Below are 22,122 nucleotides of genomic sequence, written 5' to 3'. Positions count from 1 at the left end.
ACACCCCCCCCCCCGCCGGCGGTTCCCCCCCCGCAAGAACTACCGCTCCGCGCGCCGACCCAGCCCACCCCGCCACCCCCCCGGGACCGGGAACCCACCCCGTGGACGAGGTGCTGTCCCCGGTGAAGCTCGTCTCCACCGGACTCCAGCACGTCGCCGCGATGTACGCGGGAGTCGTCGCACCCCCGCTCATCGTCGGCGCCGGCGTGGGGCTCTCCCCCGCCGAACTCGCCCTGCTCATCTCGGCCAGCCTGTTCACCGCCGGACTGGCCACCCTGCTCCAGACCCTCGGCGTCTGGAAGATCGGCGCGCGGCTGCCGTTCGTGAACGGCGTGTCGTTCGCGGGCGTCGCGCCCATGATCGCCATCGCCAACGAACACGGACCGAAGCACGCCCTCCCGGTGATCTTCGGCGCGGTGATCGTCGCGGGGGTCCTGTGCTTCCTCGCGGCACCGTACTTCTGCAAGCTCATCCGGTTCTTCCCACCCGTCGTCCAGGGCACCGTGATCACCCTCATCGGGGTGTCCCTGCTGCCGGTGGCGGTGAACTGGGCGCGCGGCGGCTCGCCGGGCGCCCCCGGATTCGGCTCCATGCGGGCCATCGGCCTCGCCGCGATCACCCTCGTCGCGGTGGTGCTCTGCAACCGGCTGCTGCGCGGCTTCTGGCAGCAGCTCTCCCTGCTCGTCGGCCTGGCGTTCGGCACCCTGATCGCCTTCCCGCTGGGCCTCGCCGACTTCGGCCCGGTCAAGGACGCGAAGGTCTTCGCGCTCCCCTCCCCGTTCCACTTCGGCGCCCCCGAGTTCGACGCCGCCGCCATCGTCTCGCTGTGCATCGTCATGGTGGTCTCGATGACCGAGTCCACCGCCGACATGCTCGCGCTCGGCCGAATAGTCGACCGCGAGGCCGACGAACCCACGCTCGCCGCCGGCCTGCGCGCCGACGGCCTGGCCACCGCGCTCAGCCCGGTCTTCAACGGCTTCGCCGCCAGCGCCTTCGCCCAGAACATCGGGCTCGTGGCACTGACGAAGATCCGCAGTCGCTACGTCGTCGCGGCCGGCGGAGGCATCCTGGTCCTGCTAGGGCTCTTCCCCGTGCTCGGCTCACTCGTCTCCCTCGTACCGCAGCCCGTCCTCGGCGGCGCCGGGATCGTGCTCTTCGGCACGGTCGCGGCGAGCGGCATCCGCACCCTCGCGGAGGCCGGCATGGAGTCCGGCTCGAACACCATCCTCGTGTCGGTCTCGCTCGGTGTCGGCATCGTGCCGATCGCCGTACCCACGTTCTACGACGCCTTCCCGGAGGCCGTCCGCACCCTGATGCACTCCGGGATCTCGGCCGGCACCGTGACGGCCGTCCTGCTCAACCTCCTCTTCCACCACGTCGGGGCCGCCCGCCGCGCAGCGGCCGGCGATCCACCCGGCACGACGGTGCCGACGGTGACACCGTCCTGACCGGCGGGGTGGGGGCGCGTGCCCGCTCGACGCGCCCCCACCCGTCACCCGCCGCCGCCCCTCCACGGGCGCGCAGCACGCGGCACCGCTCTCGCCCTCCCCCATAGGAGCAACACCATGGCAGTCCAGCCCCCACCCGCCGACCAGCGGATCGTCATCGAGAACGCCGCCATCGCGACGGTCGACGCCAACGACACCGAGCACGCCCGCGGCCACGTGGTCATCCTCGGCAACAAGATCGAATCGGTCGGCAGCGGCCCCGCCCCCGCCTGGCTGGACAACGTCGTGCGCCGGATCAACGCCGAGGGCCACCTCGTCACCCCCGGCCTGGTCAACACCCACCACCACTTCTACCAGTGGATCACCCGCGGCCTCGCCCAGGACAACATCCTCTTCGACTGGCTCGTCGCCCTCTACCCCACCTGGGCCCGCATCGACGAGAAGCTCGTCCACGCCGCCAGCCAGGGCTCCGCCGCCGCGCTCCTCAAGTCCGGCTGCACCACCGCCTCCGACCACCACTACGTCTTCCCCAAGGACGGCGGCGACGTCCTCGGCGCCTCCGTCGAGGCCGTCCAGGAACTCGGCCTGCGCTTCACCGCGCTGCGCGGCTCCATGGACCGCAGCAAGAAGGACGGCGGCCTGCCCCCGGACCACGCCGTCGAGGAGCTCGACGACATCCTCGCCGCCTCCGAGGCCGCCGTCGACAAGTACCACGACTCCTCCTTCGGCTCGATGCTGCACGTCGCCATCGCGCCCTGCTCCCCGTTCTCCGTCTCCACCGACCTGCTCCGGCAGTCCGCCGAACTCGCCCGCCGCAAGGGCGTACGGCTGCACACCCACGGCTCGGAGACCGCCGAGGAGGAGCAGTTCTGCAAGGAGCTGTTCGGCATGGGCCCGACCGACTACTTCGAGTCGGTCGGCTGGCTCGGCGAGGACGTGTGGATGGCGCACTGCGTCCACATGAACGACTCCGACATCGCCAAGTTCGCCGAGACCGGCACCGGCGTCGCCCACTGCCCCTCCTCCAACGCCCGCCTGGCGGCCGGCATCGCGCGCGTGCCCGACATGATCAAGGCCGGCGTACCGGTCGGCCTCGGCGTCGACGGCACCGCGTCCAACGAGTCCGGCGAGCTCGGCACCGAGCTGCGCAACGCCCTGCTCATCAACCGCCTGCACGGCTACCCGACCGCCCTGACCGGGCGCCAGGCCCTGCGCCTTGGCACCATGGGCGGCGCGCGGGTGCTCGGCCGGCAGAACGAGATCGGCTCCATCGAGGCCGGCAAGCTCGCCGACCTGGCGCTGTGGAAGATCGACGGGATCATGCACTCGTCCATCGCCGACCCGGTCGCGGCCCTGACGTTCGGCGCGCTGCCGCCGCTGTCCGTCCTCTTCGTCAACGGCAACGCCGTCGTCGAGAAGGGGCAGCTGACCACCGTCAACGAGGACCGCATCGCGCGCGACTGCGCCCGCGCCGCGAAGGAGCTCGCGGCCCGCCCGGTCTGACGGACCGGTAGCCCGCTCCTCTTCCGTTCCCTGTACTCCGGGCCGCCCAGGGACGGTGCGTGACCCGGACTCCGCGCGCCACACCCGGCGCGCGGACCGCCCCCCCGGTCCCCCGGCGGGGGGCCGGGGCGGCGGCTGTGGGGGGGGCGGGGGGGCCGCCGGGGGGGGGGCGGTCCCGCGTCGCGCGCCCGCAACCCCGGGCGCGCGCACCGCCGCCCCGGACCCACGGCGAGGGTCCGGGGCTGCGGCGTGCCCGGGGGGCGCCGAACGGATAACAGCGAACAGATAACAGATGACGAAAGTTGTCATCTGTTATCTGTTCGCTGTTATCCGTCTTTGGTTGTCCGTCTGCTGTCGGCCCCTAGAACAGCCCCCAGCCCCCAGCCCCCAGCCGTCAGGCCGGTCAGACCGGTCAGGTTTGGTCAGGCTTGGTCAGGCCGTGCGCCCCAGCGTCGCCAGGTAGGCGCGCCACCCGCCGTGGTGGGTGATCTCGCGGTGGACGCCGCGCTCCAGCTCCCCGCGGGCAAGGAGCATCGACAGGCACGCGGAGCCGTCCTCCAGCTCGATCACGCCGAGCTCCAGTTCACGCGGCTCCCCGGGCAGGATGACGTCCCGCAGGCGCTCCAGGCTGATGTCGTACAGCTCGCCATCGATCGCGCTGTCCACGTCCGGGTCCGCCAGCAGCCCCGGGCAGACGTCCGTCCCGCCGCTGTGGTCGATGGAAAAGAAGCGGTAGCCGGGGGCGGTCCGGGCCGGCCCGATCAGCGCGTCGGCGACCTTGGCGTGGAACGGTCCGCCGGCCATCGCCTGGCCGTTGAAGAAAATGCGTGCCATGGGTGAACTCCTCACGAGAACAAGGACCACGGCAAAGGGGCCGTGGCAAAAAAGGCCGTTCCGCACGGCGACGAGAGGACAGGTGGATTCGTCGCCGTACGGAACGGAGTAGTGGCCCGCCGGCATGCGCCACCGCGGCAGGCGTGCGGCGGTGGCACCGGCGGATAGCTTGGGGTCAGCCCAGCAGGGGCAGCGCGGGGAGGGTCAGGAAGTCCGCGAACTCCTCGGCCAGGGCGACCTGTTCGAAGAGCTGGGCGGCCTCGCGCCAGCGCCCGCCGGCGTACCCGGCCTCGCCCAGCTCGGCGCGGAGCTCGGCCAGCTCGGTGGCGACCAGGCCGCGCACCAGCTCGGCGGTGGCCTTCTCGCCGGTGTCGGAGAGCACGACGCCGTTGTGGATCCACTGCCAGATCTGCGAGCGGGAGATCTCGGCGGTGGCGGCGTCCTCCATCATGTTGAAGATGCCGACGGCGCCGAGGCCCCGCAGCCACGCCTCGATGTAGCGGACGCCGACCTGGACGGCGTTGTGCAGCCCCGCGTGGGTGCAGGTGCCGCCGGCGCCGGCGATGTCGAGCAGTTGGGCGGCGGTGACCGGCTCGGACGGCCCGGGGTTGTCCTTCTGGTTGGGCCGCTCGCCGAGCACGGCGTCGAAGGAGGCGCGGGCGACCGGGACGAGGTCCGGGTGGGCGACCCAGGAGCCGTCGAAGCCGTTGCCGGCCTCGCGGTCCTTGTCGGCCCTGACCTTCTCCAGCGCGGCCGCGTTGACCTCGGGGTCCTTGCGGCTGGGGATGAATGCGGCCATGCCGCCGATCGCGTGGGCGCCGCGCTTGTGGCAGGTCTGCACCAGCAGGCGGGTGTAGGCGGCCATGAACGGCGAGGCCATGGTGACGCTGTTGCGGTCCGGCAGGATGTAGTGCTCGCCGGCGTCGCGGAAGTTCTTGACGATCGAGAACAGGTAGTCCCAGCGGCCGGCGTTGAGTCCGGCGGCGTGGTCGCGCAGCTCGTAGAGGATCTCGTCCATCTCGAACGCGGCGGTGATGGTCTCGATCAGGACGGTGGCGCGGACGGTGCCGTGCGGGATGCCGAGCTGCGCCTGGGCGTGCGTGAACACGTCGTTCCAGAGCCGGGCTTCGAGGTGGCTCTCGGTCTTCGGGAGGTAGAAGTACGGGCCGGAGTTGGGGTCCTCCGGACCCTTGGCGAGCAGCCGGGCCGCGTTGTGGAAGAAGTACAGGCCGAAGTCGAAGAACGCGCCGGCCACCGGGACGCCGTCGACGAGCAGGTGGTTCTCGTCGAGGTGCCAGCCGCGCGGGCGGACCACGACGGTGGCGAGTTCGGCGGCGGGCTTGAGGGCGTAGGCCTTGCCGGCGTCGCTGGTGAAGTCGATCCGGCCCTCGTAGGCGTCGATCAGGTTGACCTGGCCGCTGACGACGTTCTCCCAGGTCGGGGAGGTCGCGTCCTCGAAGTCGGCGAGCCAGATCCGCGCGCCGGAGTTGAGGGCGTTGATGACCATCTTCCGGTCCGTGGGGCCGGTGATCTCGACGCGGCGGTCCTGGAGGGCGCGCGGCGCCTCGGCGACCTTCCAGTCGCCGGCGCGGACGTCGGCGGTCTCCGGGAGGAAGTCGAGCGTGCCCGCCTGCGCGATCTCGGCGCGCCGGGTCTTCCGCCGGGCGAGGAGTTCCTGCCGGCGGCCCTCGAACGCGCGGTGGAGGCCGACGACGAAGGCGACCGCCTCCGGAGTGAGCACCTCCTCCGCCCGGTGGACGCGCGGACCGGCGACAGTGACGACCGGAGCGGCGGGGGAGACGCCGGGTCCCTGATCTGTGGCCATGAGCAGGACACTCCTAAGACGGTTGAGCCTGGCGAAGGGAGCTCCGGTGGGAGCTTCCTTTGGGGAACTTCCTTGATCCGAACCCACCTGTCGGCGCATTCGATTCTGTAAGGTGGAGACTAGTTTCCGCGATACAGAATTTCAACGGTTTGTTGATGTGATCGCCGGGACTCTACTCCTCCCCGACAGCGAAGGGAACGCCGGTGGTTGCGACCCCCGACACAGCATCGACGACGGGCGCCGACCGCGCGAGCGGCGGCGTGCAGTCCGTCGAACGCGCCTTCCAGCTCCTGGAGGCGCTGGCCGACTCCGGCGGCGTGGCGACGCTCAGCGAGCTCTCCACCACCTCCGGCCTGCCGATGCCGACCATCCACCGCCTGGTACGTACCCTCGTGCAGCAGGGTTACGTCCGCCAGGACACCGCCCGCCGCTACACCCTCGGCCCCCGGCTGATCCGGCTCGGCGAGACCGCCGGGCGCCTGCTCGGCAGCTGGGCCCGCCCCTACCTGGCCGAGCTGATGGAGGCCACCGGCGAGACCGCGAACCTCGCGGTCCTGGAGGGCGGCGAAGTGGTCTACGTCGGGCAGGTGCAGTCGCGCCGGTCGATGCGGATGTTCACCGAGGTCGGCCGGCGGGTGCAGCCGCACTGCACCGGCGTCGGCAAGGCGCTGCTCGCCCAGCTCCCCGAGGAGGAGGCCCGCGCCATACTCGGCCCCAACACGCTGCCCGCGCACACCGAGTACACCGTCACCGACCCGCAGGAGCTGCTGCACCAGCTCGCCGAGGCGCGCGAGCGCGGGTACGTCGTCGACGACCAGGAGCAGGAGATCGGGGTGCGCTGCATCGCGCTCGCCGTCCCGGGCGCGCCGACGCCGACGGCGCTGTCGGTCTCCGGCCCCGAGGCCCGCATCCGGGCGCTGGAGCAGCAGGACGGCGCGGCCTCGCTCGTCCCGGTGATGCACAAGATCGCGGCCCGGCTCGGGCAGGTCCTCGCACCCTGATGGGTGATCAGTTGAGGTGTCATGCGCAGGAAGTCGGACTGGTCGACTTCCTGCGCACGCGTTCCTCCGTTCGAGCGGACGGAGGGCGGGGCGCGGCGACGGCCGCCCGCCGCTCGGCCACCCTGGTGCGGACGCGGCCCGCGACAGCGCAGGCGGCCGGAGCACGAGGGCATGGTGAACGGCGATGGAGCGCAGGCGCAAGAGGCTTCGCGGCAGGACGGGGAACGCGACACGGAGCGGGACGTGGCTGACGGTGGCCGTGGCGGCAGGCTGTGCGGTGGCGACGCTGACCGCCGTCCCGTCGTGGGCCGGGCAGCGGCCCGACCCCCGTCCGGCCGTGCAGCTCGCGCCGGAGAGCCGGGCCGCGGCGCTGTCCGACTCCGACCTGGAGGTCGTCCGGCTCGACCCCAGCCCCGCGCCGCCCGGCGGCACCACGACCGTGCACGCCTTCGTCGCCAACCTCGGCCCGGACACCACCGCCTCGCCCTTCACCGTGATCGTCACCCTGCCGGAGGAGGTGACGGCGGTGGGCCCGTACTTCCCCGAGAACTGCGAGGCGTTCCTGGGCCGCGAGGTGCGCTGCACCTTCGGCCCCGGCCTGCCCGAGGGACGCAGCGCGACCGCGCTCGTCACGGTGCGGATCTCCCCCATGGCGCATACGGGCCTGCTGACCGGCGGGAAGGTCACGGTGATCAGCCCGGACGACCGGCACCCGCGCAACAACCGGCAGCCGTTCGACATCAGGGTCGTCGAGACGGCTGCCGGTTGAGGTCCGCTACGGCCGGTGACGGCTACCGGTACACGCGGACGTAGTCGGCGGCGAAGGTGATCGGGGCGGTCCCCTGCGGCGCGGGGTGGTACTGCCCCGCGCACACCGACAGGTTGAGGATCAGGTACGCCGAGAAGTTCGCGCCGACGCCCTTGCCGTCCGAGAACACCTTCACGCCGTTGACGTACCAGTCCACCGAGGTGGCGCCGTAGTACGTGCCGATGGTCACCCACTGGTCCTTCGCGACGGCGCTCGCGTTGGTGTAGTAGTCGAAGTTGCCCGGGTTGACGTGGTTGGTCAGCTCCAGGAGGTTCGGGTTGTCGGGGTGGTACTCGAAGGAGTCGATCTCCCCGTTGCCGTTCTTCCAGGTCCACAGGGCCGGCCAGGCGCCGGAGCCGGCCGGCAGCTTGACCCGGGTCTCGGCGTAGTCGCCGGTCTTGACCTGGAAGCCCTCACTGGAGCCCTCGGTGGTGAGGAAGCCCGTGTTCCAGGACTGCTTGCCGTTCTCCAGCGTGTTGCTGCCGGGGGTGGCGGTGAAGGTGGCGACGCCGTTGGCCACGCTGACGTTGTTCGGGTCCAGCCAGTCGAGCTTGTTGTCGTCCGGGTTGTGGTTGCCGTACTTGTACGCGGTGCTCTTGTCGCCGACCCAGCGCTGGCCCCAGTTGATCGGGCCGTTGAACTCGTCGGACCAGGTCAGCGACTTGCCGGCGATCGGGGAGGACGGCTCCGGGGTGCTCGGGGTGGCGGTGGCGCTCGGGGTCTGCGTGGGTGCCTGCGTGGGTGCCTGGGTGGGCGTGGGGGTGGGGGTGGGCATGGCCGACGGGGTGGTGGTCGGGGCCGGGGAGCTGGAGACGACGAGCTGCTGCGACGGCAGGTTGTGCCAGGCGCCGCCGAAGTCCTGCCAGAACCCGAACTGGGTGTAGGTGCCGGCCGGCAGGGCACGCGCGCCACTGGTGAAGGTGTAGCTCCACGGGCAGATCGGCACATTGCTGGCGTTGCCGGGGAAGTCGAGGTTGTTGCCGGCCGCGTCGCGCACGCCGACACCGACGGTCTTGGCGGTGAAGCAGGACGAGGAGTGGACGGTGAGGGTCGCGGTGGCGGCCCGGCCGGCGACCATCGTGGCCGGGGCGAGCCGGTCCTGGGTGACGGTCGGACCGGTGGCGGCCTGGGCGCCGGGCGCGGACTGGAGGCCGAACAGGCCGGCGCCGGTGATGGCGAGCGCGCCGGTGGCGGCGAGGGCGGCGGTGCGGCCGCGGTGGGACGGGCGGGCGTGGCGGGGCGCGGGGCGCCGGGCAGGCTTGTGCATGGGGTGTCCTCTGCGACGCCTGCGAGGTGAGCTGTCGGGTTCGGACTGAGAGGTCGCCCGGCCGCCGGTGGGAACGGCTTCACCCCAAGCCGCGGCCGGCACGCGCGAGGGCGTGCCGGGTCGTGGCGCTGACCTTGGTTCCCCCGCTCCCGTCCGCTGTGGTGCTCGGTTGCCCGCCGTCGGGTGGACGGGACTCGGCGTCCCGGCGGCGGGGTCCGCGAGGGCGGACGCCGTTGCAGGCTAGGCAGTCGGTCCGTGAACGGACAACTCGTCTCGGCCGGTTGTCGCGCAGCTCACAGTCGTGTCGATCAACTACGGTGCGCAGTGGATCAGTTGGCCGGCATCCCGGCGGGCCGTTGATGTTCGGGCGAGCCGGGCACCGATCCGGACCCCGGCGTCCGGCGCCCCGGCGGGTTCGAGGCGGTCGCGCCCGCCGAGCAGCCGGGTGCCGCCGGCCGTCGCGGTGCCGGTGCCGGTGTCACCTGTTGGCCGGCGGTGCCCTGGCGGGCCTTGCGTGGTGACGGTGACGGGGGTGCGTCTTCACTGGCAGTGGCGTGCGAGCTCGCCCGATCGGATAAATTGGAGGTCCGACATCCACCGTCGTGCACAAGAGCACCGCGCCCCCTCCCGCAGAGACGAGGAACCGCCGCACCATGACCGCGCCCCTGCCCGCCTTCGCCGGCCGCACCTACCTCTTCCGGGCCGACAACGGCGCGGCCTTCCGCAACGCCTACTCGGCCGACGGCAAGCGGCTGCGCTGGGAGGGCCTCGGCGAGTCGGCGGGCCAGTGGGAGGACGTGGCGCTCCACGTCGCCGAGGTCGCGCCCGAGGTGTACTTCGTCAGCTGGACGGAGCAGAGCGGCATCACCGTCAGCCACGTGATGGACCTGGTCCGGCTGACGGTGCGCGCGTTCTGGACCTTCGAGGGCGAGGGCGGCCGGGTCGGCGAGCTCCACACGGGGACGCTGGAGCGGGTGGCCTGAGGCCGGCCGGTCCGCGAGGCCGGCGACCGTCGGGCTGCGGAAGCCGGCCGGCTGCAGCGAGTCAGGCCGCGGGGACCGTCCGGCTGCGGGGCCCGGCCGTCAGCCTACGAAGGCCGGCTTCAGGCTGCGGGGGCCGGCTGATTCGGCTGGTTCGGAACCTTGAGGTGCTCGGACAGCCACTCCAGCGAGGACGGCAGCAGCTTGCTCCACGTCTCGAAGTTGTGGCCGCCGGTCTCCAGCATGCTGTACGAGACCTTCATCGGGCCGGGGCTCTGCACCGCGTCGATGAACGCCTCGGTGTCGTGCTTGTAGTCGCCGTCGCCCTGCTTCGTGCCCGCCAGCAGGACGGCCGCCTTGGGCTGCGGCAGGTTCTTGAGCCGCCACATCAGGTCGGCCTCGTCCCGGCGCTGCCGGCTGCCGCCGAAGAGGTCGCCGGTGGTCGGGTCCTCGGCGGCACGGTAGTAGCCGGAGAGGGAGACGGCGGTCGGGAAGACCTCCGGGTGGCGCATGGCGAGCTTGACCGCGCAGTAGCCGCCGGTGGAGTTGCCCATGAAGGCCCACGCCTGCGGGTCGGCGGAGACCCGGAAGCTCGCCTGGATCGCCGAGGGCACGTCCTTGGTGAAGTACGTGTCGGACTGCGCGCCGCCGGGGATGTCCTCGCACTCGGTGTCCTGCGGGAGGGCGGGCGAGGGACGCATGAGGACCATGACGGTCGGCTGCATCTTCCCCTCCTGGAGCAGCTTGAGCGCCGCGCCCGGGTAGTTGAACCGCGTGATCAGGTTCTCGGCCTGCCCGGGGAAACCGGTGCTGACGATCACGGCCGGGAACTGGCGCTGCGCGTACTCGGGCTGGAAGTACTGCGGCGGCAGGTAGACGTAGCCCTCCGTGGACAGCCGGGTGAGCTTGCCGTCGATCCGGACCTTGCGGATCTCGCCGGACTTGGCGGGCTCGCGGCCCATCGCGCCGCCGCCCTGGACGGAGGCGTGGCCGATCGTCTCCACGAGCAGGCGGCCGGAGGCGTCCGCCTTGTTGTGGATCACCACCGGGCCGTTGTCACCGCCGGTGCCGAGCAGGTCGTCCCAGCTGCTGTAGAAGGAGAAGTAGTTGTTGGCGACGAGGCCGAGCGCGGCGAGCACGGTGAACTGGGTGGCGAGCAGCGTGCCGATCCGGCCGAGCACCGCCTGCCAGGTCTTCCTCGCGAGTCTGGGCCACAGCCAGACCGTGGCGGCCATCATCACGACGGCGATCAATACGGTCAGCGCCAACACCTTGTGGCTCGTCAGACCCATGTCCTACTTGCTCCCACGCCTCGAACTCACACCCCCGCCGCTAGGACATCCGGGGCACCTCCCCGGTTCCCCGTCGGGACGCGATCTTCCACCCTAGCGGGCCGGGGTTCCGGGTGACGGATGACAACTTTCAGATAACAGAGTTTGAAATCTGTCATCTGAAAGTTGTCACCTCGCCGAGCCGAACCTGATAGAACGTCAGGTGATCGGGGATCCCTGGAGGTGGCGCGGTGGGCGGCTGGAACGAGGAGATCCGGGCTCGGGTTCGCGAGCCGCGGATCTGGTACGTGGCGACCACGGACGCCGAGGGCGCCCCGCACGTCACCCCGATGTGGGTGGACCTGGAGGGCGACCTCGTCCTGTTCAACACGGCCATCGGCCGCACGAAGGAGCGGAACCTGCGCCGCGACCCGCGCGTCTGCCTCTCCAACGCCGACCTGACCGATCCGTACGACCGGGTCCAGATCCACGGCCGCGCCGTCGGGTTCGTGACCGGCGAGCGCGCCGACCGCCGGATGGACGATCTCGCCCGCAAGTACCTCGGCGCGGAGCGCTACGAGTGGCGCATCCCCGGCGAGCGGCGCGTCACCGTCCTCATCGAGCCCACCCGCATCCGCCGCGTCGTCGGCGTCGAACCCCTGCCGGCCGCGGCCTTCGAGGACCGCTGACGCACAGCCTGCTCACGGCACCCGGCTCACGGCACCCGGCTCCACAGGCGCAGCCCCCCGGTGAGTTCGCGCATGCAGCGGGCGCCCAGCTCCTGAGGTGAACCCGGGCCCGTCGCGGGGGCGTCGGAGAGGGCCCACTCCTCCAGGGCGACCCGGATCGCGGCGGTCGCCGCAGCGGCGGCCAGGCGGATCTCCAGTGCGTCCGCGCCCTCCGGGCAGCGGTCGGCCAGGACGCCGCGCAGCCGTTCCTCGGAGTCGGCGTGCACGCGCTGCCAGGTGCTCGCGAGACGGGGGTCGCGCAGCAGGCTGCGGGTCCAGTGCATGGCCTCGGCGGCGGGCCCATCGGCCGGGGTCAGCGAGGCGACCGCCGAGCGCTCCAGCGCCTCGCGCACCGGCAGGTCGGCGGAGCTTTCCCCGAACAGTTCCACCCAGCGCCGCCCGCCGGCCGCGAGCAGTGGGGCGACGGCGTCCTCCTTGACTGAGAAGTACCGGTAGAAGGTGCGCAGCGAGATGCCCGCAGCGTTGGCGATCTCCTCGGCGGTGGTCGCCTCGGCGCCCCGTTCGGCGAAGAGCGCGGCGGCGGTGCGGGCGATGTCCAGCCGGGTGGCTTCGCGGCGGCGCTGGGTCAGGGAAGGGCGTCCGGTCACGGGCTCAGCGTACGCGTCTCGTGCCAGGGAGGCAGCTCACGCCGTGGCGGCATGTCGAGACTTATTGGCACGTTATGCCACTCGGGCGTACCGTGCCTCTAGAGGTCGAGAGACCACGGGAACGAACGGAGAACCACCATGGAGCGCTTCAGCGGACGGAACGTCCTGATCACCGGCGGCGGCTCGGGCATCGGCCAGGCCACCGTGCACCGGATCCTCGCTGAGGGCGGCAAGGTCGTCGCGGTCGACGTCAGCGCGGACGGCCTGCGGAGCACCGCGGACCGCGCGACCGCCGACGGCACCGCCGACCGGCTCACCACCGCGGTGCTGGACATCTCGGACGAAGGCGCCGTCGTGGCGGGCGTCGCGGAGGCCGTCGCGTGCCTCGGCGGGCTCGACGTCCTGGTCAACGCGGCCGGGATCCTGCGCTCCTCGCACACCCACGAGACCAGCCTGGAGTTCTGGAACAAGCTCCTCGCGGTGAACCTGACCGGCACCTTCCTGATGACCCGCGAGGCGCTTCCGGCGCTGCTCGCGAGCGGCGGCGGCGTGGTGGTCAACTTCAGCTCCACGTCGGCGAGTTTCGCCCACCCGTACATGGCCGCCTACGCCGCGACCAAGGGCGGCATCCAGTCCTTCACGCACGCCATCGCGTCGGAGTACTCGAAGCAGGGGCTGCGCGCGGTGTGCGTGGCGCCGGGCAGCATCGACAGCGGCATGACCAACAACCCGGGCCTGCCGGCCGACGCCGACTTCAGCCTGTTCACCAAGCTCGCCCCCGCCATCGGCCAGGGTTTCGCGGGGCCGGAGACCGTGGCGGGCGTCATCGCGATGCTGGCGTCGGACGACGGCGCGTTCGTCACGGGCACCGAGATCCGCATCGACGGCGGCACCCACATGTGAGCCGGCGGGCCGGGGTGTGGGAATGACGGCCGGCGGATGACAGATAACAGCTGACAGATAACAGATTTCGAAATCTGTTATCTGTCAGCTGTTCGTCGGTTTCAGGTTGTCCTGGTGCGTTCAGGCCGCCCTGGTGCGTTCGGGTCGTCCTGATGCGTTCAGGTCGTCCTGGCGTGGGCGCGGCGGCCTCGCTGCGCGGTGCCGTGACGGGCGTCGCGGCGGGCGGCGAGGGCGTTGCCGACCGCCAGGATCGCCGCCCCGACCACGACGAACGCCGCCGCCACCAGGGCGCACGCGCCGGCCACCCGCCGGTACCCGCCATGCACGCCGGGGTCGAGGAACGGGTACGGATACCACTCGACGGCCCAGCCCCGGAGCAGCGTGTAGCCCAGGTAGAGCAGCGGGAAGCCCAGCCACCACAGCCCTGCCCTCGAGCGCAGGCGGCGCGCCGGCGGGTCGATCAGCCAGTCGGCGAGCACAGCGAGCGGCATGACGCGGTGGAGCACGTCGTTGACCCACGGGATCGTCAGCTGGTCCGGGTACTTGGCGAGGACCGTGCCGTACACCAGTCCGGTGATCACCAGGTAGAGCACGACCGCCCCGCGCACCGGGTCGGGCACGGGGCGGCGGCCGGTCACGCCCGCCAGTCCACCGAGCGCCAGGACGACGACCGCGGCCGCGTTGCTGAGGATGGTCAAGTAACCGAAGTAGTTCACCACCCCAGTGGAACCGGTCGCCGCGTGATAGCCGGAGAAACCGAGGGCGACGGCCGCGAGCGCGGCGACGGCGAGCCGGGCGGGAGCGAGCCAGGAGTGCATCGTCGGTCCGCCTCTCTGGAGGTGGCGTGGTCCGCCGGGTACTCGGATTGAAACCCGGGTGGGCGGAGTCGGCCACAGGAGAGATGGCAGGAGAGTCGGCCGCGGAGCCGGTCGCAGAGCCGGTCGGAGGGACGGCAGAAAGGACGGGGGCGCCAGCCTCAGGGGGTGCGCCAGTCGGTGGCGAAGGCGGCCGCCGGGTTGGCCGTGAGGAGCAGTTCGGGCAGCTCGGGGCCGAACGTGCGGCCGAGGCGCGGCGCGAGGTCGGTGAGCAGCCGGGTGGGGCCGCCGGCCCGGCGGGCGGTGCGGGTGGTCGTGTCGGCGCCGAGGAGCAGCCTGTCGGCGTGGCCGGCGTCGACGAGGCCCGCGATGAGATCGAAGGCCTGGTGGTCCTCCGCGTGGCCGGCCCGCGAGGGGCTGTCCAGGGCCAAGTAGACGCCCTCGTCAGCGAGTTCGCGGTGCAGCCGGACGTCGGGCAGGCGGGTGAGGTGCCCGAGGACGATCCGGTCGACCGGGACCCGGTGGCGGTCGTGGAGCCAGAGCAGCACGAAGTACGGGTCGCCGCCGGGTTCGAGGTGGACGGCGATCGGGGCGCCGGTGGCGTGGTGGGCCTCGGCTGCGGCCGCCATGACCAGACGGGTGTGCGTGCTGCTGGCGCCCACGTCGCACGCGACCTTGATCAGCCCGGCTCGGACGCCCTCGGGAGCGCCCGGGAGACCGGTGGTCAGCTCGGTGACGAAGCGTTCGGCGAGTCCGTCGTACCGGGCGGAGAGACCGCCGGCGTCCTCGCCGTAGTGAACCGCCTGGTGCATTCCGGTGGCGGCGACGACGTGGACGCCGGTCGTGCGCGAGAGGCGGGCGAGGGCGTCGGCACCGCGTCCCATCCCGTGCGGGGTCCACTGGACGAAGGTCCGGCCGCCGCCGGCGGCGAAGGAGCGCAGGACCTCCTCCGCGGCGGCCGGGTCGTCCAGTTCCTCGCCGGGAAGCAGCGGGCTTCGGATGAACAGGTGGTCGTGGGAGTCGGTGACGCCGAGCTCGGCGGGGTCGACGTCGCCCAGGACCGTGCGGACGGTGGCGGTCACGCGCCGGCCTCCCGCTGTATGTCCTGGCCCTGCGCGATGTCCTGGCCCTGGTCCTGGTCCTGGTCCTGGACGGGCGATGCCGCCTGTGGCGTCTCCACCGTCTGCACCGCTTGCGCCTGCTGCGCCTCGGCGAAGGTCGCGGTGGCGACGCGCAGGCCGGCCAAGGCCTTCGGGACCCCGACGTAGGGTGCCAGGTGGACGATCACCTCGGTGATCTCCTCACGCGTCATCCCGATCCGCAGGCTGTTGCGGACGTGGTCGGCGAGCTGCGGCTCGACGCCGCCGAGGGCGGTGAGCGCGGCCAGGTTCGCGACCTGACGGTCGCGCAGGGCGAGGCCGGGGCGCTGGTAGGTGCCGCCGAACAGGGCGGTGACGATCCAGTCGGCGAAACCCGGGGCCAGACCGTCGAGGCCGGCGAGGGTCGACACGGCGGCCGGCCCCGCGAGGTCGGCGAGCAGGGCGTAACCGGCCTCGCGATCGAGCGGAGCGGGAGCGAGGTCGGCGGGCACGAGGGACTCGGGCACGAGGGACTCGGGGGCGAGGGACTCGGGCGCAAAGGACTGGGGCGCGAGGGACTCGGGCGCGGTGGTCATGGGGTGGCGAATCCTTTCACCAGTGGCGGCCGGCGGGGAGCCGGTCGAGTTCGGGCCGGGACAGGTGCAGCACCCGGTAGCGGGTGCCGGGCGCGCCGTCGGGGACTTCGCCGCGCCAGAGGGCGATCTGGAGCAGCTCCCACCGGCTCGGGTCGACCGCGACGGCTGCGGTGTGCAGCGCGGGGTGGTCGGGCAGGTCGGCGAGGGCCTGCTCGACGGCCTCGGCGGGATCGGCGGTCTCGGAGAGGCGGACGGTCCGGCGGGTGGCGGTGGCCGGTCCGTCCGCACCGGGCACGGCGGGCCCGGCGGCCACGGGCCCTCGCGCGAGCCCGGCACCGAGCCAGTGCCTGACGGCGGGACGGCCGAAGTCGGCGCTGAGGCCACGGAAGCCGGGGCCCCAGAGGAAGCCGTTCATGCCCTCGGCCGTCCGCCACAGGTAGAACGGCGCGTACTGGTTGACCGGCGAGCCGTCGCGCCCGCGTTCCCGGACCAGGTACGCCTTGAGGCCCAGGCCGGGGTGGGCATCGAGGAGGTGGCCCCGCTCGGCGACGCGCTTGCGAATGATCCCCATGTCGTACTCGGCGGGGAGGGTGATCTCGTACTGCATGGCGTGCACGGGTGGTTCTCCTCCGTGGGCGGCTTGATCGGGACGGGCGCTTGCGGGGCCCGCCCGCGGTCCGGATCCGGTCTCAGGCCGTTCGGTTCGTCCGCTGGGCCGCGAGCAGGGCGAGGGCGCCGCGGACGGCCTGCTCGAAGGGCTCGGCGCGGTCGGCCGCGCGGGCGAGCACGTAGCCGCCCTGGACGACCGCGACCAGCGCGGCCGCGGTGTCAACCGGGTCGACGCCGGGGACGAGCTCGCCCGCCGCCTGGCCCTCTGCGACGAGTTCGGCGATCCGCCCGCGGAGCCAGTCGAACGTCTCCTCGACCGGCGCCCGCAGCTGCGGGTCGGCGATGACGTCCGGGTCCTGCGCCATCCGTCCGATCCGGCACCCGCGCAGCACGTCGCGGTCGCGGTGGAGGTAGGCGGCGATGCGGTCGTAGGCGCTGCCCGGGGAGACGAGGTCGGCCTCCGCGACGGCGCGCATCTCCTCGGCGCTGCGGCGCAGGGCGGCCGCGGCCAGGTCGGGCTTGCCGGTGAAGTGGTGGTACATGCTGCCCTGGCCGACGCCGGCGCGCTGCTGGATGGCCTTGGGGCTGGTGCCGACGTAGCCGCGCTCCCAGAGGAGCTCCTGGGTGCTCTCGATGAGACGGTCCTGGGTTGCCATGTGGATCACTGTACATACCAGTAGGTACAGAGCGCCAGTGGTTTCCCCTCGGCGTTTCCTCCGCCCTGGCGGCACACCCGTCCCCCAGACGACCGAGGGCCGTGCGCCGCCCCCCGGCGGCCACGGCCCCTCGCCCGCATTCCCTCACCCGCATTCCCTCGCCCGATCGTCATCCCCCGCACCGCCTGCCGGCATTCCGCCCATGCCGGTGGCACGCGTCACGTCACGCCGTGTCATGCACGGGCACTGCCGAGGCGGGCGCAAGCGACCCCAGGGGTGGGGGCGCAGGCGGTGGCCAGGGGGCGGGGTGCGGGCGGCGACCAGGGGTGCGGGCGGCGACCAGGGGTGCGGGCAAGGCCTTGATCCACGCGCACCGGCTGGCAAGATGTCCGGCATGAGCTACCTCGCCTCGGATGACCGCTATGGCTCGATGACCTACCGCAAGGCCGGACGCAGCGGCGTACAGCTGCCCGCCGTCTCGCTCGGCCTCTGGCACAACTTCGGCGACGCCCAACCCCTGGACGTCCAGCGGGCGGTGCTGCGCCGCGCCTTCGACCGCGGGATCACCCACTTCGACCTGGCGAACAACTACGGCCCGCCGTACGGCAGCGCGGAGCGCAACTTCGGGCACCTCTTCGCGCAGGACCTCCGCCCGTACCGGGACGAGTTGTTCATCGCCACCAAGGCCGGCTGGGACATGTGGCCGGGTCCGTACGGCAACGGCGGCAGCCGCAAGTACCTGCTGGCCAGCCTGGACCAGTCGCTCGGGCGGATGGGGCTCGACTACGTCGACGTCTTCTACTCGCACCGGTACGACCCGGAGACCCCGATCGAGGAGACGATGGGCGCGCTGGACAGCGCGGTCCGCTCGGGGAAGGCGCTGTACGCGGGCATCTCCAACTACCCGGCGGAGCAGCACCGGGAGGCGGTGGCGATCCTGCGCGAGCTGGGGACGCCGGTGCTGATGAACCAGTCGGCGTACTCGATCCTCAACCGGTCCGTGGAGGAGGGCGTCCTGGACGCCGTCGGCGACACCCAGACCAGCCTGATCGCCTACTCCCCGCTCGCACAGGGCCTCCTGACGGACCGCTACCTGTCCGGCGACGTGCCGGCCGGGTCGCGGATGTCGGTCGGGAAGTTCCTGAGCGAGAAGGCCCTCGACGGGACGCGCCTGGAGCAGCTCCGGGCGCTCGCCAAGGTCGCCGAGGGACGCGGGCAGACGCTCGCCCAGCTCGCCCTCTGCTGGGTGCTGCGCGACCCGCGCGTGGTGTCGGTGATCATCGGGGCGAGCAGCGTCGCACAACTGGACCAGAACATCGACGCGCTGAACGGCGGCCCGCTGACTGCGGAGGAGCTCGCGGAGATCGACCGACTGAGCCAGTGACGGCGGGCGGGTGACAGACGACAGATAACAGATTTCAAAATCTGTTATCTGTCGTCTGTTATCTGTTCCCTGTCAGCTGTTCTCTGTCAGCTGTTCGCCGTCGGTCTCCGGAGCGGGCGGCCCCTCATGCCACCGGCGTGTACTTGTAGCCGACCCGGCGGACCGTCACGATCGTGTCGCGGTAGGCCGATCCGAGCTTGCGCCGCAGACGGGCCACGTGCACGTCCACCGTCCGACCGTCGCCGACGTGGCCGTAGCCCCACACGGCGGAGACCAGGTGGTCACGGGTGTGCACCCGCTGCGGGTGCTCCGTGAGGTGGGCGAGCAGTTCGAACTCCAGGTACGTGAGGTCGAGCAGCCGCCCGTCCACGTACGCGTTGCGCCGCTCGTTGTCGACGGTGATGCCCCGGCCCGCCGGGCGGACCGGTCGGGCGGCCGACGAGCCGGCCGGGCCGCCGGCCGAACCCACCACGGTCGAACCCGCGCCGGCCGGGTTCTCCGCGGGCACGAGCACCAGGTACCCGACCATCGGCCGCCCGGCCGGGTCGCCGAACTGCGCACCGTACTGGGCGAGGAGGGTGTGCGGCAGCGCGCCCTGGGGCAGCGCCGCGACCACGGAGGCGCCTTCCGGCAGCGCCGCCAGCAGCGACTGCGGCGGCGCCGGAGGCACCGCGGCCGGAGCGACCGCCGGGGCGGGCCGGGGCGGGAGCACGTGCGGAGGCACCGAACGCGCGGACCGGACCTGGGAGTTGACAAGCCCGGACGGAACCGACGGAACGGACGGAACAGCGGGAACGGACTGGACGGACGGAACGGGCTGGACCGAGCGGACCGCGCGCAGGTGCGGGGTCGCGGTGGGCAGGGGCAGGGTGGCCGTGGAAGAAGAAGACATGGTGTGCCGCTCATTTCGCGCGTGACGGACGGGGTGGAGTCGTCTGCGCGTCGACCGGGCTACTGCCTGGGCTGATCCGGACGGCGGGTCCGGGATCCGGAGTCCGGAATCAGCGGGCGGAGGACCGGGACGCGCTGGGCGAACCCGGACACGTCTGATCGAACAGGTGCGGCTGCCTGGAGGGCCAGAACGGCTCCAGGTCAGCGCGACCGGATCGGCGGGAGCGGCCGGAGCGGCCGTCCGCGACTGCGTGACCGACCGTGCGCGAGCGCCCGTTCGGTTGTCCGCTCGTCCGCCCGATCGACCGCCCGGACGGTGCGCCGCCGCGCTCGACGGGGAACGTCCCGGCGGCGCGTGGGCGCCCGGCGGCTCCGGGGGCGGGGGTGGGGAAGGCGAGGTTCACAGGTGGTCTCTCCGCGTGGCGGGGCCGGATCGCCGGTCGCGGGCACGCCGGGTTCCGGTGTGCCGCTCCGGCCTGGTCGACGGGGTGACGGTGCGCCGGACGGAGCGGCCTGGGGCCGCAAGCGGGGTCGGGCGTACCGGGGAGGGGCCGGCCGGTCAGCGACAACACGCGCTGCAGGTCAGCGCGTGGTCGATGTAGCGGCGGGCGGTGAGCACCGACGGGACCGGGGTGCGGACGGAGGCGGGCGCGGCCGCGGTGGTGTGCCGACCGACGGTCATCCTGCTGCCCTCCCCTGGATCCGTGCTCGGCGACGCGGGCTGCGGGCCGAAGGTGCGTGATCGAAGAGCCTGCTGCCGGACAAGCGTCAGCACCGACGCGCATCCGGGCTCCCCGACGGCATGGCCGGGCGGCCTTCGTCCACAGAGCCTTCCACGCCGGCCCGGTCTAGGCAACCTTCATCGCGCCGGACGTCCGGGATGCGGACCCGGAAATGAGACGCGGCTCGATGGGATGGCGGTGGGAACGGCAAAGGGAGCGATTGAAGGAGCGTATGAAAGAGCGAACGAACGGGCGCACGAGGGGGACGGACGAAGGGTCAGGCCCGGGAGGCCACACGGCGCGGCCGGGTGGCGGCGTGCTCGACGAGGGCGACCAGCAGGTCCTTCCCGTCCTCGCGCAGCCGCGCGTCGCACAGCAGCACCGGGACGCCCGGGTCGAGGTCGAGCGCGTCCCGCACCTCCTCGGGCGAGAAGCGTTCCGTCCCGTCGAAGCAGTTCACCGCGACGACGAACGGGATACCGCGCTGCTCGAAGAAGTCCACCGAGGGGAAGCAGTCGGCGAGGCGCCGGGTGTCCGCGAGCACCACGGCGCCGAGTGCTCCGCGCGCCAACTCGTCCCATACGAACCAGAAGCGGTCCTGACCGGGCGTGCCGAACAGGTAGAGCGCGAGCCCGGGCCTCAGGTCGATCCGGCCGAAGTCCATCGCCACCGTGGTGGTGCGCTTGGCCTCCACGCCCGAGGTGTCGTCCAGTGGGCGGCCAAGTTCGCTCAGCTCCTCCTCGGTGCGCAGCGGGCGGATCTCGCTGACCGCGCCGACCAGCGTCGTCTTGCCCGCGCCGAAGCCGCCCGCGACGAGGATCTTGACCGCGACGGCCGGACCGCCGCGCCAGCGTGGGTCGGTGGCGTCGGGCCCGGCGGCCGGCCCGTCGCGGTGCCCGGCGTCGTTTCCGGTGTCGTTTCCGGTGTCGTGCCCGGCGTGGTACTCAGAGCGCACGGAGTCCATTGATCACGTCTCGCAGCAGGCGCTCGTCCGGCAGCTCGGCGAGCGGAACGGGTCGGGTGACGCTGATCAGTTCGGCGTCGTAGAGGTCGCCGAGCAGCACGCGGACGACGCTGACCGGCAGGTCGGTGTACGAGCCGAGCTCGGCGACGGACAGCGGCTCGCGGCGGCACCAGGCCAGGATGGTCTGGTGCTCCGGGTCGAGCACGTGCGCGGGCACGGCCCCCGCGTCCGGTCCGGGCTCGGCGGCGGTGATCAGCGAGATGAGGTCGAACAGGCCGTCCTCGACCGGGCGGGTGCGGCCGCGGGTCATCGAGTACAACCGCACCACCGGGCCGGCTTCGTCGTCGAACCAGCGGTCGTCGACCGGGGTGCGCGGCCGGAACAGGTCCACCTCGGGCACGTCCGAGGGCTCGTCCGCGAGCTCGTCCGCGGACGAGCCGTCCACGGCCGCGGCGTCCGCACTCGAAGGGTCCGCGCTCGAAGCGGCCGCAGGCCCGGCCCCGTCCGTCGCGGCCACGGACTCGTCCCGCTCCGCCACCGCCTCCGCGTTCGGATCCGCCATCGAACCGATCATCTCCCCGGCGGCAGCGCGGCTTCGGTGCGCGGCTCGGCGGCCATGTGCTCGCCGACCCGCTTGACCAGCAGGGCCATCTCGTAGGCGATCTGGCCGATGTCCGCCTCGGCCTCGCTCAGCACGGCCAGGCAGCTGCCGTCGCCGGCCGCCGTGATGAACAGGAACGCCTCGTCGAGCTCGACCATGGTCTGGCGGACCCCACCGACCTTGAAGTGCCCGCCGGCGCCCTTGGCGAGGCTGTGGAAGCCGGCCGCGACGGCGGCGAGGTGCTCGGCGTCCTCGCGTTCGAGACCGCGGGAGGCGCCGGTGGCCAGGCCGTCGCTGGAGAGGATCACCGCGTGCCGCAGGGCCGCGACGCGTCCCACCAGGTCGTCCAGGAGCCAGTTGAGGTCCCCGGACGGCTGGGTCGAGATGGTCATGAATCAGTTCCTTCCGCTGGAGCGGGCGTTACGGGTGGTGCTGGTCGAACCGGTCGTACTGGTCGTTCCGGTCGTGCTGGTGATGTCTGCGCGTCCGTCCCGGGTGCGCCGGAACGGGAGGGGCCGGAGGGACCGGAGGGGCCCAGGGGACCGGCCGGCGGTACCAGGCGGACCGGCGGGCCCGCCGGTGGGCGCCGGGCGAGCGGCGCCCGGCTGCCGTCGGGCGGCGCGGGGAGG

At 72.5% G+C, this 22,122-nt stretch carries 23 protein-coding genes and 1 riboswitch; of the genes, 8 read left to right on the top strand and 15 right to left on the bottom strand.

Annotated elements, in window-relative coordinates:
* Nucleotides 1-101: 101 nt before the first annotated feature.
* Together ACFV4G_RS08310 and ACFV4G_RS08305 are read left to right on the top strand one after the other, a co-directional pair.
* A complete protein-coding gene (locus tag ACFV4G_RS08310) occupies nucleotides 102-1,448 on the top strand; it encodes a nucleobase:cation symporter-2 family protein (RefSeq protein ID WP_380437812.1) in 1,347 nt (448 codons plus the stop codon).
* A gap of 117 nt (nucleotides 1,449-1,565) precedes the next feature.
* Nucleotides 1,566-2,951, top strand: coding sequence for an 8-oxoguanine deaminase (locus ACFV4G_RS08305; protein ID WP_380437810.1), 1,386 nt, complete (start codon nucleotides 1,566-1,568; stop codon nucleotides 2,949-2,951).
* 432 nt (nucleotides 2,952-3,383) lie between these two features.
* On the opposite strand, the gene ACFV4G_RS08300 is transcribed toward ACFV4G_RS08305, so the two are convergent.
* The gene (locus tag ACFV4G_RS08300; protein ID WP_380437808.1) at nucleotides 3,384-3,785 is read right to left on the bottom strand and encodes a gamma-glutamylcyclotransferase; all 402 of its coding nucleotides are present in this window, start codon (nucleotides 3,783-3,785) and stop codon (nucleotides 3,384-3,386) included.
* Nucleotides 3,786-3,960: 175 nt separating this feature from the next.
* The gene (gene aceB / locus ACFV4G_RS08295) at nucleotides 3,961-5,610 is read right to left on the bottom strand and encodes a malate synthase A (RefSeq protein WP_380437806.1); all 1,650 of its coding nucleotides are present in this window, start codon (nucleotides 5,608-5,610) and stop codon (nucleotides 3,961-3,963) included.
* Nucleotides 5,611-5,813: 203 nt separating this feature from the next.
* Between aceB and ACFV4G_RS08290 the strand changes: the two genes are divergently transcribed.
* Both ACFV4G_RS08290 and ACFV4G_RS08285 read left to right on the top strand, forming a co-directional pair.
* Nucleotides 5,814-6,611, top strand: a complete 798-nt coding sequence (locus ACFV4G_RS08290) for an IclR family transcriptional regulator (RefSeq protein ID WP_380437804.1) — start codon at nucleotides 5,814-5,816, stop codon at nucleotides 6,609-6,611.
* Nucleotides 6,612-6,888: 277 nt separating this feature from the next.
* Nucleotides 6,889-7,380 carry a hypothetical protein gene (locus ACFV4G_RS08285; protein WP_380437802.1) on the top strand — a complete coding sequence of 164 codons (492 nt, stop codon included), beginning with the start codon at nucleotides 6,889-6,891 and terminating at the stop codon, nucleotides 7,378-7,380.
* A gap of 22 nt (nucleotides 7,381-7,402) precedes the next feature.
* Here ACFV4G_RS08285 and ACFV4G_RS08280 read toward each other — a convergent pair whose 3' ends face one another.
* Nucleotides 7,403-8,686 (bottom strand): hypothetical protein, encoded by a 1,284-nt coding sequence (locus tag ACFV4G_RS08280; RefSeq protein ID WP_380437800.1) that lies wholly within the window; start codon nucleotides 8,684-8,686, stop codon nucleotides 7,403-7,405.
* A gap of 1 nt (nucleotide 8,687) precedes the next feature.
* A riboswitch (cyclic di-AMP (ydaO/yuaA leader) is annotated at nucleotides 8,688-8,860 on the bottom strand.
* 479 nt (nucleotides 8,861-9,339) lie between these two features.
* Here ACFV4G_RS08280 and ACFV4G_RS08275 point away from each other — a divergent pair.
* Nucleotides 9,340-9,669: a MoaF N-terminal domain-containing protein gene (locus ACFV4G_RS08275; RefSeq protein ID WP_380437798.1), complete on the top strand. Its 330-nt coding sequence runs from the start codon at nucleotides 9,340-9,342 to the stop codon at nucleotides 9,667-9,669.
* A 119-nt stretch (nucleotides 9,670-9,788) separates the two neighbouring features.
* On the opposite strand, the gene ACFV4G_RS08270 is transcribed toward ACFV4G_RS08275, so the two are convergent.
* Nucleotides 9,789-10,958 (bottom strand): alpha/beta hydrolase, encoded by a 1,170-nt coding sequence (locus ACFV4G_RS08270; RefSeq protein WP_380437796.1) that lies wholly within the window; start codon nucleotides 10,956-10,958, stop codon nucleotides 9,789-9,791.
* Nucleotides 10,959-11,188: 230 nt separating this feature from the next.
* Between ACFV4G_RS08270 and ACFV4G_RS08265 the strand changes: the two genes are divergently transcribed.
* Nucleotides 11,189-11,626, top strand: a complete 438-nt coding sequence (locus ACFV4G_RS08265; RefSeq protein WP_380437794.1) for a TIGR03618 family F420-dependent PPOX class oxidoreductase — start codon at nucleotides 11,189-11,191, stop codon at nucleotides 11,624-11,626.
* Nucleotides 11,627-11,652: 26 nt separating this feature from the next.
* On the opposite strand, the gene ACFV4G_RS08260 is transcribed toward ACFV4G_RS08265, so the two are convergent.
* Nucleotides 11,653-12,273: a TetR family transcriptional regulator gene (locus tag ACFV4G_RS08260; protein ID WP_380437792.1), complete on the bottom strand. Its 621-nt coding sequence runs from the start codon at nucleotides 12,271-12,273 to the stop codon at nucleotides 11,653-11,655.
* A gap of 138 nt (nucleotides 12,274-12,411) precedes the next feature.
* On the opposite strand from ACFV4G_RS08260, the gene ACFV4G_RS08255 reads away from it, so the two are divergent.
* Entirely contained in the window at nucleotides 12,412-13,176 is a 765-nt protein-coding gene (locus ACFV4G_RS08255; RefSeq protein WP_380437790.1) for an SDR family NAD(P)-dependent oxidoreductase, read from the top strand.
* Nucleotides 13,177-13,334: 158 nt separating this feature from the next.
* On the opposite strand, the gene ACFV4G_RS08250 is transcribed toward ACFV4G_RS08255, so the two are convergent.
* The 5 genes from ACFV4G_RS08250 to ACFV4G_RS08230 form a co-directional block, all read right to left on the bottom strand.
* On the bottom strand, nucleotides 13,335-13,994 hold the full coding sequence (locus ACFV4G_RS08250) for a Pr6Pr family membrane protein (RefSeq protein ID WP_380437788.1): 660 nt from the start codon (nucleotides 13,992-13,994) through the stop codon (nucleotides 13,335-13,337).
* A 158-nt stretch (nucleotides 13,995-14,152) separates the two neighbouring features.
* Nucleotides 14,153-15,073, bottom strand: a complete 921-nt coding sequence (locus ACFV4G_RS08245; RefSeq protein ID WP_380437786.1) for a phosphotriesterase — start codon at nucleotides 15,071-15,073, stop codon at nucleotides 14,153-14,155.
* Nucleotides 15,070-15,666 carry a carboxymuconolactone decarboxylase family protein gene (locus ACFV4G_RS08240; RefSeq protein WP_380437784.1) on the bottom strand — a complete coding sequence of 199 codons (597 nt, stop codon included), beginning with the start codon at nucleotides 15,664-15,666 and terminating at the stop codon, nucleotides 15,070-15,072. The genes ACFV4G_RS08245 and ACFV4G_RS08240 overlap by 4 nt, the downstream gene beginning before the upstream one ends.
* A 16-nt stretch (nucleotides 15,667-15,682) precedes the next feature.
* Complete coding sequence (locus tag ACFV4G_RS08235; RefSeq protein ID WP_380437782.1) at nucleotides 15,683-16,282, bottom strand: DUF4865 family protein; 600 nt, start codon at nucleotides 16,280-16,282, stop codon at nucleotides 15,683-15,685.
* A 73-nt stretch (nucleotides 16,283-16,355) separates the two neighbouring features.
* Nucleotides 16,356-16,931, bottom strand: coding sequence for a TetR/AcrR family transcriptional regulator (locus ACFV4G_RS08230; protein ID WP_380437780.1), 576 nt, complete (start codon nucleotides 16,929-16,931; stop codon nucleotides 16,356-16,358).
* Nucleotides 16,932-17,325: 394 nt separating this feature from the next.
* Here ACFV4G_RS08230 and ACFV4G_RS08225 point away from each other — a divergent pair, with 394 nt between their 5' ends.
* Complete coding sequence (locus ACFV4G_RS08225; RefSeq protein ID WP_380437778.1) at nucleotides 17,326-18,315, top strand: aldo/keto reductase; 990 nt, start codon at nucleotides 17,326-17,328, stop codon at nucleotides 18,313-18,315.
* A 124-nt stretch (nucleotides 18,316-18,439) separates the two neighbouring features.
* Here the strand turns inward: ACFV4G_RS08225 and ACFV4G_RS08220 are convergent, their stop codons facing one another.
* The 5 genes from ACFV4G_RS08220 to ACFV4G_RS08200 all read right to left on the bottom strand — a co-directional run bounded on the left by ACFV4G_RS08220 (nucleotide 18,440) and on the right by ACFV4G_RS08200 (nucleotide 21,885).
* Nucleotides 18,440-19,027 (bottom strand): winged helix-turn-helix domain-containing protein, encoded by a 588-nt coding sequence (locus tag ACFV4G_RS08220; protein ID WP_380437951.1) that lies wholly within the window; start codon nucleotides 19,025-19,027, stop codon nucleotides 18,440-18,442.
* 738 nt (nucleotides 19,028-19,765) lie between these two features.
* A complete protein-coding gene (locus tag ACFV4G_RS08215; RefSeq protein ID WP_359957652.1) occupies nucleotides 19,766-19,888 on the bottom strand; it encodes a hypothetical protein in 123 nt (40 codons plus the stop codon).
* A gap of 317 nt (nucleotides 19,889-20,205) precedes the next feature.
* On the bottom strand, nucleotides 20,206-20,748 hold the full coding sequence (locus ACFV4G_RS08210; protein ID WP_380437949.1) for an ATP/GTP-binding protein: 543 nt from the start codon (nucleotides 20,746-20,748) through the stop codon (nucleotides 20,206-20,208).
* 124 nt (nucleotides 20,749-20,872) lie between these two features.
* Complete coding sequence (locus ACFV4G_RS08205; protein WP_380437776.1) at nucleotides 20,873-21,454, bottom strand: DUF742 domain-containing protein; 582 nt, start codon at nucleotides 21,452-21,454, stop codon at nucleotides 20,873-20,875.
* 8 nt (nucleotides 21,455-21,462) lie between these two features.
* Complete coding sequence (locus ACFV4G_RS08200; RefSeq protein ID WP_380437774.1) at nucleotides 21,463-21,885, bottom strand: roadblock/LC7 domain-containing protein; 423 nt, start codon at nucleotides 21,883-21,885, stop codon at nucleotides 21,463-21,465.
* Nucleotides 21,886-22,122 lie beyond the last annotated feature (237 nt).

The sequence above is a fragment of the Kitasatospora sp. NPDC059747 genome (assembly GCF_042732955.1).
Lineage (GTDB): Bacteria > Actinomycetota > Actinomycetes > Streptomycetales > Streptomycetaceae > Kitasatospora.
The sequence above is the reverse complement of the archived record's forward strand: the minus strand, read 5'-3'. Positions and strand labels throughout refer to the sequence as shown.